The 13,174-nt window shown below is 47.3% G+C and carries 13 protein-coding genes; 2 read left to right on the top strand and 11 right to left on the bottom strand.

Features of this window, described 5'->3' with window-relative positions:
* Positions 1-27 precede the first annotated feature (27 nt).
* The 5 genes from rlmH to leuS form a co-directional block, all read right to left on the bottom strand.
* On the bottom strand, positions 28-498 hold the full coding sequence (gene rlmH / locus PQQ36_RS13065; RefSeq protein WP_011078385.1) for a 23S rRNA (pseudouridine(1915)-N(3))-methyltransferase RlmH: 471 nt from the start codon (positions 496-498) through the stop codon (positions 28-30).
* A gap of 4 nt (positions 499-502) precedes the next feature.
* Positions 503-820, bottom strand: coding sequence for a ribosome silencing factor (rsfS, locus tag PQQ36_RS13060; RefSeq protein ID WP_013572279.1), 318 nt, complete (start codon positions 818-820; stop codon positions 503-505).
* A gap of 56 nt (positions 821-876) precedes the next feature.
* Positions 877-1,902 carry a DNA polymerase III subunit delta gene (holA, locus tag PQQ36_RS13055; RefSeq protein ID WP_273661634.1) on the bottom strand — a complete coding sequence of 342 codons (1,026 nt, stop codon included), beginning with the start codon at positions 1,900-1,902 and terminating at the stop codon, positions 877-879.
* 2 nt (positions 1,903-1,904) lie between these two features.
* Positions 1,905-2,435 (bottom strand): LPS-assembly lipoprotein LptE, encoded by a 531-nt coding sequence (locus PQQ36_RS13050; protein ID WP_011078382.1) that lies wholly within the window; start codon positions 2,433-2,435, stop codon positions 1,905-1,907.
* A gap of 185 nt (positions 2,436-2,620) precedes the next feature.
* A complete protein-coding gene (gene leuS / locus PQQ36_RS13045; protein ID WP_045612907.1) occupies positions 2,621-5,194 on the bottom strand; it encodes a leucine--tRNA ligase in 2,574 nt (857 codons plus the stop codon).
* A gap of 122 nt (positions 5,195-5,316) precedes the next feature.
* Between leuS and PQQ36_RS13040 the strand changes: the two genes are divergently transcribed.
* A complete protein-coding gene (locus tag PQQ36_RS13040; protein WP_011078380.1) occupies positions 5,317-5,787 on the top strand; it encodes a zinc ribbon-containing protein in 471 nt (156 codons plus the stop codon).
* Positions 5,788-5,901: 114 nt separating this feature from the next.
* On the opposite strand, the gene lnt is transcribed toward PQQ36_RS13040, so the two are convergent.
* The 5 genes from lnt to miaB all read right to left on the bottom strand — a co-directional run bounded on the left by lnt (position 5,902) and on the right by miaB (position 11,483).
* Entirely contained in the window at positions 5,902-7,422 is a 1,521-nt protein-coding gene (gene lnt, locus PQQ36_RS13035; protein ID WP_225470815.1) for an apolipoprotein N-acyltransferase, read from the bottom strand.
* A 42-nt stretch (positions 7,423-7,464) separates the two neighbouring features.
* Positions 7,465-8,340: a CNNM family magnesium/cobalt transport protein CorC gene (corC, locus tag PQQ36_RS13030; protein ID WP_011078378.1), complete on the bottom strand. Its 876-nt coding sequence runs from the start codon at positions 8,338-8,340 to the stop codon at positions 7,465-7,467.
* 78 nt (positions 8,341-8,418) lie between these two features.
* Complete coding sequence (gene ybeY, locus PQQ36_RS13025; RefSeq protein ID WP_045620344.1) at positions 8,419-8,883, bottom strand: rRNA maturation RNase YbeY; 465 nt, start codon at positions 8,881-8,883, stop codon at positions 8,419-8,421.
* The gene (locus PQQ36_RS13020) at positions 8,873-9,985 is read right to left on the bottom strand and encodes a PhoH family protein (RefSeq protein WP_011149715.1); all 1,113 of its coding nucleotides are present in this window, start codon (positions 9,983-9,985) and stop codon (positions 8,873-8,875) included. The genes ybeY and PQQ36_RS13020 overlap by 11 nt, the downstream gene beginning before the upstream one ends.
* Before the next feature lie 73 nt (positions 9,986-10,058).
* Positions 10,059-11,483: a tRNA (N6-isopentenyl adenosine(37)-C2)-methylthiotransferase MiaB gene (gene miaB, locus PQQ36_RS13015; RefSeq protein ID WP_224638884.1), complete on the bottom strand. Its 1,425-nt coding sequence runs from the start codon at positions 11,481-11,483 to the stop codon at positions 10,059-10,061.
* Between the two features lie 306 nt (positions 11,484-11,789).
* Here miaB and PQQ36_RS13010 point away from each other — a divergent pair, with 306 nt between their 5' ends.
* Entirely contained in the window at positions 11,790-12,938 is a 1,149-nt protein-coding gene (locus PQQ36_RS13010; RefSeq protein ID WP_224638885.1) for a 2-octaprenyl-3-methyl-6-methoxy-1,4-benzoquinol hydroxylase, read from the top strand.
* A 17-nt stretch (positions 12,939-12,955) separates the two neighbouring features.
* Here PQQ36_RS13010 and PQQ36_RS13005 read toward each other — a convergent pair.
* The coding region (locus tag PQQ36_RS13005; protein WP_225489748.1) for a hypothetical protein at positions 12,956-13,174 on the bottom strand (219 nt) is incomplete at its 5' end.

Here is a 13,174-nt window from a genome sequence, read left to right as displayed (position 1 = left end):
CGCAGCGTCTCACTCATTGGGCTGAACTTATTCTCGATGATAAGGGTGATTCGTGGTGATACTCCACGCACGATATAAACTCTCGGCCATCACAATGCGCACTAACGGGTGAGGTAAGGTGAGCGCTGAAAGAGACCAACTTTGTTCCGCAGCGGCTTTGCATGCCGGTGCTAATCCTTCTGGGCCACCAATCAAGATCGAGACATCTCGACCATCCAGTTTCCACGCTTCAAGCTGTTGTGCCAACTCTGGGGTATCCCACTTCTTTCCAGGGATATCGAGTGTGACAATGCGATTGCCTTTTGGAATGGCGGCTAACATCGCTTCGCCTTCTTTTTGCAAAATACGGGCGATATCTGCGTTTTTGCCTCGTTTACCCGCCGTGATTTCGATGAGCTCTAGTGGCATATCGTGCGGGAAACGACGGCGATATTCTTGAAAACCTTCTTCAACCCACTTTGGCATTTTTGTGCCAACGGCGATCAACTGAATTTTCAAACCATTAACCCCAAAGTTTTTCGAGTTGGTATAGCTGGCGGTGTTCTTCTTGCATTACGTGTAGCATCGCATCACCCATATCCAGTACGACCCATTCGCCTTCGTTTTCACCTTCCATGCCTAATGGCTGAAGGCCTACTTTTTTTACTTCATCAGCGACGTGATCAGCAATCGATGCAACATGACGTTTCGATGTGCCAGTGCAGATGACCATATAATCTGTCACGCTGGATTTGTCTTCCACGTTCAGAATTACGATGTTTTCTGCTTTCATATCGTCGGCTTTATCAGCCAAAAAGTCTTTTAGTTCTTCGCGAAGCACGAATATTTCCTCGGTGTTGTTCTCTGTTTTACATGCGCGCGCAATATAGCACGCTTTTAACTTTTAAAAGCTAACTCTACGTCAGGGAGAGACATCTCGACGCTTAATTGCTGAAGAATTGGCCATACTGGTTGCTCATACTGCGTTTTGGCCAGAATCTCTGCCTTTGCAAGCAATGTGAGCAGTTGTCTTAGCTTAGTGCTCTTGAGTCGAGTTAAAGCCGCAGTGTAGAGCGGTTTCTTGTTTTGCCAAATTCGGTGCTTTTCGAACACTTGCATCATAGAGCTTTGCTGCAGTTGTTGCTGCATTTGTAAAAGCAATAGCAGCTCTTTTTGCAATGAGCGCAACAAAATAATCGCTTCAATGTCTTCTGCTTCAAGTTGGCGCAAGATTTTTTGGCAGCGGTTGGCTTTCCCTTCTAATAGTGCGTCAATCCAGTGAAAAACAGTAAAGTGATTATGTCGACTGAGGGATCCCTCCAAACGAATCAAATTGAGTTCGCCGTCTGGATAGAGCAGTGCCAATTTCTCCAGGCTTTGAGAAAGGGCAAAAAGATTTCCTTCATGCCATTGCGCTAGCATTTGTACCGCTTGTTGGTCTGGTTTTAAATTCAGTAGACGGCAGCGATTTAATACAAACTGTGGCAGGCGTTGATTATCGGGTGTTAGACAACTGATCCAGTGGCCTTGCTGGCTCAATGTTTTGAACCATTTGGCGTTTTCTTGCGCTTTGGTGAGTTTGCTGCCAATGATGACTAACATAATATCGGCATGCAGTATCTGAGCGACAGAAAGCAACTCGTTGGCGATTGAGACGTTGACACCGCTTTCTGGCAGTTCAAGTTCAATCAGTTGGCGGCTGGAAAAAAGACTCAAAGCTTGGCAGCAGTCATAGACTTGATTCCAATCTAAGCTTGCATCTACGGCAAAGCGATGACGCTCTTCGAAACCTTGTTGAAACGCTGCTTTTTGAATAGCAGAGCGGCTTTCTTGGATCAGTAGCGGTTCATTCCCGAAAATCAAATAGACAGGTTTGAGTTCTTTCGTCAGTTGCTGAGCAAGGTTATCGGCAAAAATTCGCATAATTACTGATTACTTGAGTTGACGGTTTGTTCCTCGTATTCCGCACGAAGGCGACCTAGTTGACGCATCATTTGACTGGCCGCTTGGTTGCGCATTTCATCCTCGATCACTTCACGTTCCACCGATTTTGCCAACGCAGTCAGCGGGTTATCTAGGTAGTTGCGATTGACGGTTGTTTGGAAGCTTTGACTGCCAAGATCAGGTACGGTAACTCGGTAGCTCACGACGTAAGTCAGCTCTTTTTCTGCGGCACGGCTGTTTTGGTAAAGCGATAAAGTGCGCTCAGAGATGTTCTCGCCAATCAAATATAGATTTGGAACTGTTTCAGCTGGAGCGACGAGATTGACTTTGTTCAGAATCAATTGCGCTTTCACTGAACGAGTGAGCGGGCTGTAATCATCGTAGCTGGTAAACGAGAGTGTGCTTAGTTCTTCAGGAACGGAGTACTCACCACGTAAATGAAAACCACATGCAGACAACATGGCTGATAGAACCAAAATGGATGAGAGTTTAAACACGGACGTAAAACGCATTGAGATGCTCTTCTTGATGTTCAGAAAACGGGCTACCGCTAGCAGCACGACGGTTAGACTTATCTAAAATCACTCTGTGCTAATGATTTTAGATAAGTAGGGGTAGGCGAGCTACCCCAAACTTTGACCAAGATGAAGCGCGTTGGTTCGCCTCACCTGGTGGTTTTTCGCTCTTGATATCGTGATCAGTTCGCCACGATGCTCAATAGTTTGCCTGGTACGTAAATCACTTTACGGATAGTCACGCCGTCTAGGTGTTTAGAGACGTTTTCTTCGTTAAGACCAATTTCTTCAACTTGCTCTTTGGTTGCGTCTGCAGCAACGGTGATTTTACCGCGGACTTTGCCGTTTACTTGAACAACAATCAGTTTTTCGTCTTCAACCAGAGCTTGCTCATCGTAAGTTGGCCAAGATGCGTTGTCGATGTCTTGCTGGCCAAGTGCTGTCCACATTTCGAAACAGATATGCGGAGTGATTGGGTACAGCATCGCAACGACCGCTTTTAGCGCTTCATCAAGGATCGCACGATCTTGTGCAGATTCTTGTGGCGCTTTCGCCAGCTTGTTCATCAACTCCATGACCGCAGCGATTGCGGTGTTGAATGTCTGACGACGCGCAACGTCATCGGTTACTTTGGCGATGGTTTTGTGAACGTCACGACGCAGTGCTTTTTGATCACCAGACAGTGCTGCTGCATTTACTGCTTCTGCTGCGCCTTTTGATGTGTGCTCGTTTACGAGTTTCCAAACACGTTTCAGGAAGCGGTTAGCCCCTTCTACGCCAGACTCTTGCCACTCAAGTGTCATGTCTGCTGGAGAAGCAAACATCATGAATAGACGTACTGTGTCTGCGCCGTATTTGTCGACCATCTCTTGTGGGTCGATGCCGTTGTTTTTCGACTTAGACATTTTGATCATGCCTGAGTGTTCTACGTTACGACCTTCGTTGTCAACAGCCGAAGTGATGCGACCTTTGCCATCGCGTTCAACTTTCACTTCTGTTGGTGATACCCACTCTTTGCCACCTTTATCGTTGGTGTAGTAGAAGGCATCTGCCAGTACCATGCCTTGACACAGTAGTTGCTTGAACGGCTCGTCAGACGTCACGTAGCCCGCATCACGCAGCAGTTTGTGGAAGAAGCGAGAGTACAGTAGGTGCATACACGCGTGCTCGATACCGCCGATGTATTGGTCTACAGGCAGCCAGTAGTTGGCTTTTTCTGGATCTAGGATGTCGTCAGCTTGTGGTGAACAGTAACGTGCGTAGTACCAAGAAGATTCCATAAAGGTATCGAACGTATCTGTCTCACGCAGAGCTGGCTCACCGTTGAAGGTTGTCTTCGCCCACTCTTTGTCGGCTTTGATTGGGCTCGTTACGCCGTCCATTACTACGTCTTCAGGAAGAATCACGGGTAGTTGGTCTGCGGGTACTGGGTGAACTTGGCCATCTTCAGTGGTGACCATTGGGATTGGTGCACCCCAGTAACGTTGACGAGATACACCCCAGTCACGTAGACGGAAGTTAACCGTCTTAGTGCCTTTGCCTTCTGCTTCTAGCTTCGCTGCGATGGCATCGAACGCTGCTTGGAATTCTAGGCCATCGAACTCACCTGAATCGAACAGCACGCCTTTCTCTGTGTAGGCCGCTTCTGAGATGTCTAGCTCGCTGCCATCAATTGGCTTGATTACCGGAATGATGTCTAGACCGTACTTAGTGGCGAACTCGAAGTCACGTTGGTCGTGTGCCGGTACTGCCATAACAGCGCCTGTACCGTAGTCCATCAATACGAAGTTAGCGACGTACACTGGCACTTCACGGCCGTTTAATGGATGAATAGCAGTAAGGCCCGTCGCCATACCTTTCTTCTCCATGGTGGCCAATTCAGCTTCAGCAACTTTGGTGTTCTTACATTCTTCGATGAACGCAGCAAGCTCTGGGTTATTCTCAGCGGCAATTTTCGCTAGAGGGTGACCTGCTGCGATACCGACATAAGTTACACCCATTAGTGTGTCTGGACGAGTGGTGTACACTTCTAGGTCTTGTTGACCTTTCACTTCAAACTTGAGCTCCACACCTTCAGAACGACCAATCCAGTTGCGTTGCATGGTTTTCACCATTTCTGGCCAGCCTTCAAGTTTGTCTAGATCATCAAGCAGTTCTTGAGCGTACTCTGTGATCTTGATAAACCATTGAGGAATTTCTTTTTGCTCTACAGGCGTATCACAACGCCAGCAGCAGCCGTCTTCAACCTGCTCGTTCGCAAGAACAGTTTGGTCGTTTGGACACCAGTTAACAGAAGACGTCTTCTTGTAAACCAGACCTTTCTGGTAAAGCTTAGTGAAGAACTCTTGTTCCCAACGGTAGTACTCAGGCGTACAAGTGGCGAATTCGCGGTTCCAGTCATAACCAAAGCCAAGAAGCTTAAGTTGGTTCTTCATGTATTCGATGTTTTCGTAAGTCCAAGGCGCAGGCGCGGTGTTGTTTTTCACCGCTGCGTTTTCTGCAGGTAGACCGAATGCGTCCCAGCCGATTGGCTGCATGACGTTTTTGCCTTGTAGGCGTTGGAAACGAGATACTACGTCACCGATGGTGTAGTTACGCACGTGACCCATGTGCAGTCGACCACTTGGGTATGGGAACATAGAGAGGCAGTAGAACTTCTCTTTGGTTGGATCTTCAGTCACAACAAATGTTTTGTTGTTGTCCCAGTGCTGTTGAACTTTCTGTTCAATATCTTGTGGATTATATTGTTCTTGCATCGATGGTATCCGGTTATCTTGGAATTTGTGAGTTCGGTTAGAACAGATTGAAATAGATCGTCATAGAATACCTAAAGGTACCGTGCACAACAATAGCCAATCTTTACAGATGGAGGACTGCCATGCCGAAACGTAAATCCGGTTATGAAGAAATGTTGGAAGATGTCATCGAGACACTCAAACATAGCCCAGATGAAGTGAACAACGTCCTAGAAACATCTGGCAAGGTGATATCAGCGGCGAATGATATGACCAAAGATGAGTTGGCGTTGATCTCTGCGTACGTAAAAGCGGACTTAAAAGAGTTTGCCGACAACTATGAAGAGAGCAAAAGTGGACCTTTTTACCTCACCATTGCCGATTCTATTTGGCAAGGTTTGCTCGAAATTACTGACAGAACCAAAGTGGAATGGGTTGAACTGTTTGAAGATCTTGAACATCAAGGTCTTTACGAAGCGGGAGAGGTGATAGGGCTTGGTGTGTTGGTGTGTGATGAATGTGGCCATAAAACTTCCTACAATCATCCAACCGTGATCATTCCTTGCATCAAATGTGGTCATAAGGGCTTTAGCCGCCAAGCGTTGAAACCGTAATCACGCTCTTTTTGCTCACGTGAGAAACAGAAAAGGTACGCATTGCGTACCTTTTGTTTTTTGCCCATCTGTGCTTGCGCTTTTCGCAACGGGTTTTCTCCATTGCTTTTGCCGCTAAGCACTCGTGCGGCGTTTTCGCCACCATGCGAGAGCAAGTGACAAGGCAACCCAAATGTAGAGTGGCCAACTGCCCAGTTGATGATAGGGCGTTTGTCCTTGGGTTGGCGTAAGCTCTGCCCGCAGTACCGCCGTTTCAAACTGTGGAATAGAGGCGATAATTTTACCTCTATGGTCAGTAACGGCCGTTAAACCATTATTGGTGGAACGAATCAGCGGTTTGCCCAGTTCTAGAGCACGCATTCGCGCGATTTCCATGTGTTGCAAGGGACCAATTGAACGACCAAACCAAGCGTCGTTTGATAGGGTCAAAAGGAAATCGGTGTCGTCGGTAACGTTTTGTCTTACTTGCTCGTTAAAGATGATTTCGTAACACAGCGCTGGCGCCATTGGATGGCCATTTGCCACGATATTAGGCTGCACAAAATCCCCACGGCTAAATGATGACATGGGCAAATTAAAAAACGGTGCTAATGGACGTAAAATGCTCTCAAACGGGACAAACTCACCGAACGGCAGCAGGTGATGCTTATGATAACGCTCAGTGAGATCAAAAGAGTAATCCCCATAAGGCGTCAGGCCAACAGCAAGAATGCTGTTGTAAAACTGACCATCTTCGGCTTGATTGACAATGCCACTGATGATCGCGCTTTGATTCATTTTTGCCGCACTGTCCAAATTACTCAGGTAGGAGGGTAACTCGACTTCAAACGCTGGAATGGCAGCCTCTGGCCAAATAATAATATCGGCGTCCCAGTTTTCACGGCTCAAATCGGTGTACTTCATAATGGTTGGCCAGCGTTGGCTTGGTAACCATTTTAAGTTTTGGTCGACATTGCCTTGGATAAGCGCCACTTTGGTGGTTTTGTCCGGTTGCGGTGTGACCCAGTCCCAGTGTGATAAGCCATAACCCGTGCTGAGTAACACCGTTGGGATGAGTAGCATTGACCAACGTTTATGAATTACCGCATAGGCGATCGCTCCGGCACCGACCAGAAGCAGTAACGTAAGCAGCTCAACACCACCAATTGGAGCGAAACTCGCCAGAGGTGAATCGATTTGACTGTAACCGAGCCAAAGCCAAGGGAAGCCCGTCATCACCCAACCACGCAGCCAGTCGGCTATCAACCAAAGGGCTGGCGCCGCAAGCAACAAGTTGAGCAAGGTAGCTTTGGCAAAAAAGCGTTGATAGCTCCAAGTGAAGAGTGCAGGGTAGATGGCCAGATAGGCGATGAGTGCACCCATCAAAAAGAGGTTAGCCGCCAGAGGCATGCCACCAAAGCCTGCGATACTGACGTAGACCCAGCTAATGCCGGAGGCAAACTGCCCTAATCCCCATGCGTAACCCGTCCAAATGGCTTGGCGACGTGATTGACCATGGATAAGGATCAGTAACAGGGCTGGTGTAATAAGCGCAACCAACCAAATTTGGTAAGGTGCAAAGGCAAGCGTAGTGAGAGCGCCAACAAAAGCGGCCGCTATGGGCCGCTTGAGGCGATGAAATAGGGTATTTTTCATCTATCGTTCGTCTGATATTCCTCTTTGCAGAGGCGGTTATCGTTACTCAGGAGTGGTTTCTGCAACAGAAACCGAGTCAGGCACGGTGACTTGTAACTGGATAACACGACGGTTATCGGCGGCGGTCACTTTGAAATTGAAACCATCAATTTCTACGATCTCGCCACGAGTTGGTAAGTGACCAAAGGCTGTCATCACCAAACCACCCACTGTATCCACTTCTTCATCGCTAAAACGACTGCCAAAGGTTTCGTTAAACTCTTCAATGGTGGTCAATGCTTTGACCGCATAAGTATGCTTGCTGAGTTTACGAATATCGGCATCTTCCTCTTCGTCGAACTCATCTTCGATATCCCCAACAATTTCTTCAAGAATATCTTCGATGGTGACAAGGCCGGAGACGCCACCAAATTCATCAACAACAATGGCCATGTGATAACGTTCTTGGCGGAATTCTTTCAGTAGGCGATCGACTCGCTTACTTTCAGGAACCACGACCGCTGGGCGGATAACCTCTTCGATATCAAATGGAGCACTGTCTGAGCCTAAGTATTTGAGTAAGTCCTTCGCAAGTAGGATGCCTTCTACATGGTCTTTATCTTCACTGATAACTGGGTAGCGCGAGTGTTGCGCATCAGTGATCAGTGCGATAAGTGAATCGAGATTGTCTTTTCTCTCGATGGTGACCATTTGCGAGCGAGGGATCATGATGTCCCTAACGCGCATTTCAGCAATTTCCATCACACCTTCGAGCATATCTCGAGTGTCATGGTCAATCAGGTCATTTACTTCAGAATCTCGGATAACATCCACTAACTCTTGGCGATCTTTAGGCTCACCCTGAAATAATTGACCCAGGCGTCCGAAGAAGGACTTTCTACTCGGACCTTCTGAATTTTGAGAATTGTCGTCGTTCATTGTTTCTCTATTAAGTAACGCTATCAGATGTGTGATAGCACACATTTGGCATTCAACGCGCTAGTGCGTATCGAATGCTCACTCTTTTTCTGCTAAGTATGGGTCAGTAAATCCCATACCTTGCATGATTTCTGTTTCGAGGGACTCCATCTCTTCAGCTTCGTCGTCCTCAATATGGTCATAACCTAACAGATGCAAGCTACCATGTACAACCATATGCGCCCAATGTGCCATCAGGGGTTTGTCTTGCTCTATGGCTTCTTGTTCAACCACTTGGCGACAAATAACCAAATCACCCAACAAATCCATTTCCATTCCAGGGGGCGATTCAAACGGAAAAGAAAGCACGTTAGTGGGCTTATCTTTACCACGATAATCGTGATTCAGCTGATGGCTCTCTTGGCTATCAACGATGCGAATCGTGACTTCTGCCTGTTGCTGAAACGGCGGAATGGTCTTGTCCAGCCAGGTTTGGAAATCTTGCGCACTAGGTAGGCCGTTTTGATCTTCGACCGCAAGTTGCAGATCCAGTTCAATTGCCATGTGTGGTTTCCTTATCCGCGCTGATTTGTGCAGAAAGCTCGGCTTTGGCGGCTTCAAGCAGTTTGGCATCGCGCTCTTCTCGGCGACGTTGTTCAAACTCTTTACGTTCTTTTTGGTCTTGTGCTTCCCACTTCTCGTAGGCATTGACGATGCGCGCGACGACTGGGTGGCGAACGACGTCATCGGATTGGAAGAAGTTAAAGCTGATCTCTTCTACTTCATTGAGCACTTCGATGGCATGACGAAGGCCAGATTTTGCACCGCGAGGTAAGTCAATCTGCGTGACATCCCCTGTGATCACGGCGCGAGAGTTAAAGCCGATACGGGTCAGGAACATTTTCATCTGTTCTACTGTGGTGTTTTGGCTCTCATCGAGAATGATGAAGGCATCGTTGAGTGTGCGACCACGCATGTATGCCAGTGGTGCCACTTCGATGACGTTACGCTCAATCAGCTTTTCAACCCGTTCAAAACCGAGCATTTCAAACAATGCATCGTAAAGCGGGCGTAAATAAGGATCGACTTTCTGACTCAAATCACCCGGTAGGAAGCCGAGTTTTTCACCCGCTTCAACGGCAGGACGAGTGAGCAGAATGCGGCGGATCTCTTGACGCTCTAGCGCATCGACAGCTGCAGCAACTGCAAGATAGGTTTTACCCGTACCAGCAGGGCCAATACCGAAAGTGATGTCGTGCGTGACCATGTTGACCAAGTATTGCGCCTGATTCGGCGTACGAGGTTTGATTACCCCTTTCTTGGTTTTGACAAACACTTCTTTACCATGTGCGATGGCTGACTCTTGGTTCTGTTCAAGCACACCAGATTCTTTGATCGCAAGGTGGATATCTTCAGGTTCAACGTCTTTAATTTGGCCGCGAACAGTCGCGGTTTCAACGTAAAGCGTTTTAATGATATCGAGCGCGGCAGCGGATGTGTGGGGTTTACCAACGATGGTAAAAAAGTTGCCACGGTAACTGATTTCAACGCCGAGTCGACGTTCTAAGTGTTTGATATTGTCATCAAAAGGACCGCACAAGCTTGCAAGACGGCGGTTATCGGAGGGTTCTAGGTTAATCTCTAGAGTGACGATTTTATTGCTCAATGTTGCCTCTCATTGTCTGCCACTTAACGAGAGCCTGATAACAACCAGGCTCTCAATGGCGATTAATACGAGCTTATGGCGTAAATGTCGCTACACCTAGCTCATCTTCGCGGCGTGTTTTGGCCATCATTTGTGTTGGCGAAATCATGCTACGTAGGTCCATGTCTTTTTCAGTACGTACAATCTCACCACGCAGTGAGTTTGCAAATACATCGGTAATTTTCACATCAACGAACTGACCAATCAGATCTGCGCTACCTTCAAAGTTTACTACACGGTTGTTTTCTGTACGAGCACGTAGCTCCATCAAGTTCTTCTTAGAAGGACCTTCAACCAGTACACGCTGCTCTGTGCCTAGCATGAGGCGAGAGTAACGCATGGCTTGTGCGTTGATTTGTTGTTGCAGTTCGTACAAGCGCTCTTTCTTCGTCTCTTCTGAAAGATCACATGGGTAATCTGCCGCAGGAGTACCTGGGCGAGGAGAGAAGATGAAGCTGAAGCTCATGTCAAAGTCGACATCTTTGATCAGTTTCATGGTGTCTTGGAAATCTTTGTCGGTTTCACCGGGGAAGCCAACAATAAAGTCAGAACTGATTTGGATATCAGGACGCGCTTTACGCAGTTTACGGATGATCGACTTGTATTCGATGCCAGTGTGAGGACGTTTCATCATCGTCAGAATGCGATCGCTACCACTTTGTACTGGTAGATGAAGGAAGCTCACCAGCTCTGGCGTATCTTCGTAGACAGCGATGATATCATCGGTGAACTCAAGTGGGTGGCTGGTGGTAAAGCGAATACGGTCGATACCATCGATAGACGCAACAAGGCGAAGCAGTTCTGCAAAAGAACAGATTTCACCATCGTGCGTTGGGCCACGGTATGCGTTTACGTTTTGGCCTAGCAGGTTGACTTCGCGAACACCTTGCTCGGCAAGTTGCGCGATTTCGTAAAGCACATCGTCCATTGGGCGGCTGACTTCTTCACCACGAGTGTAAGGCACTACGCAGTAAGTACAGTACTTAGAACAGCCTTCCATGATAGAAACGAATGCGGTTGCGCCTTCTGCACGTGGTTCTGGCAGACTGTCAAACTTCTCGATTTCTGGGAATGAAATGTCCATCACTGGTGCATCTTCACTTTGTGATTGTTTGATCATTTCAGGAAGACGGTGCAAGGTTTGAGGACCAAAGATAACGTCAACAAAAGGAGCACGCTCACGAATGTGATCGCCTTCCTGTGTTGCTACACAACCACCAACACCGATCACGACGCCTGGCTTTTTATCTTTGAGTGTTTTCCAACGACCAAGCTGGTGGAACACTTTTTCTTGCGCCTTTTCACGGATCGAACAGGTGTTAAGTAATAGAACATCTGCTTCTTCTGGTTCTTCTGTCAATTCGTAGCCATTTGCTGCGTTCAGCAGATCCGCCATTTTCGATGAATCGTATTCGTTCATCTGGCAACCCCAGGTTTTAATTAGCAGTTTCTTACTCATCTCACTTTCGCTCGTGTTAATACTAAAAATTCGTTGAACAAATTGTTCAAAGTATAGCCGCCATCACGGCGGTAAGCGGCGTATTGTACTGCTTTAAAAACCTACTGACTAGTGATCTGGTGAATTCTTCGCAAAGCCTGATTTTATCTAGGGTCTTGTCAGGTATTTCGCCTTGGTTTTCTAAGGTTTTTGTCGATGGAAACTGAGTGACCTAAGCCGCTTGATAGGGACAAAGTGTTTCGCAAACTTGCCAGTAAAACGTACAATGCAAAACCGTCTTTGAATCAAGTTGATCAAGAGTACAAGATGAATAAATACGACATTGCCGTCGTCGGTGGCGGCATGGTAGGTGCGGCTGTGGCCATCGGATTTGCCAAACAAGGCAGAAAAGTCATCGTGGTTGAAGGGTTTGAGCCGAAAGCGTTTGAAGCAAGCCAACCGATGGACATCCGAGTGTCCGCCATTTCCCATAACTCCGTGCGTTTGCTGGAATCGCTAGGGGCCTGGCAACATATTCAAGAAACTCGAGTTTGCCCCTACAAACGGTTAGAAACCTGGGAGCACCCAGAATGTCGTACACGTTTTCACAGCGATGAGCTCAATTTGGAACAGCTAGGTTACATTGTGGAGAACCGTCTCATTCAATTGGGGTTGTGGCAAGAGTTTTCTCAGTACCCGAATTTGACTCTGCAATGCCCAGATAAACTGAAGCGTCTTGAGTTCGATGAGATCAACACGTTGACGCTTGAGAGTGGTTTAGAAATTGAAGCCTCTTGGGTCATTGGCGCAGATGGTGCCAACTCTCAGGTGCGTGAGTTGGCTGGCATTGGCATTACCGCATGGGATTATCGCCAGCATTGTATGTTGATCAATATTGCGACGACATCTGCGCAACAGGCGATCACTTGGCAGCAATTTACCCCAAGTGGCCCACGATCTTTTTTGCCATTGAAAGGCCAGCAAGGTTCTTTGGTTTGGTACGATTCACCCAAACGTATTCGCGAATTGTCAGCCATGAGCGCAGAAAAGCTGAAACAGGAAATTATTCGTCATTTCCCTGATGAATTGGGAGAGTTTGACGTGCTGTACTGGGATTCTTTCCCATTAACCCGACGACATGCACAAGCGTATTATCAACAAAATTGTTTGTTGGTTGGCGATGCAGCCCACACGATCAATCCATTAGCAGGTCAAGGGGTCAATCTTGGTTTTAAAGACGTTGAAGCGTTACTCAAGGCGACGGAAAACCAACCTTTGACAGTGGCTCAACAAGCGGCCTATCAGAAAGCACGCTATGCGGACAACTTGCTAATGCAAACTGGAATGGATCTGTTCTACAAAGGCTTTAGTAACGATATCACCCCATTAAAATTGGTTCGTAACGCAGCCCTCAAGTTGGCTGAGCACTCTGGGCCTATCAAACATCAAGTGTTGAAATATGCGCTAGGAATGTGATGGCATTGGGAGAGGGCTCATAAACGAGCGTTTGTATCAGGAAAGGAAAGCGGACTCATCGAGTTCGCTTTTTTTTTGTTTTCACAAACAATGAACAATGCAATGAAGATATGAACGTCAGATAAAACAAAACCCAGCCTAAGCTGGGTTTGTTCAATGATGGTGCGGAAGGAGAGACTCGAACTCTCACACCTCGCGGCGCCAGAACCTAAATCTGGTGCGTCTACCAATTTCGC

The organism is Vibrio sp. CCUG 15886, from assembly GCF_028570825.1.
In the GTDB taxonomy this organism is placed as follows: domain Bacteria; phylum Pseudomonadota; class Gammaproteobacteria; order Enterobacterales; family Vibrionaceae; genus Vibrio; species Vibrio vulnificus_B.
Note: the sequence above shows the minus strand (reverse complement) of the source record. Positions and strands in the feature narration are given on the sequence as shown.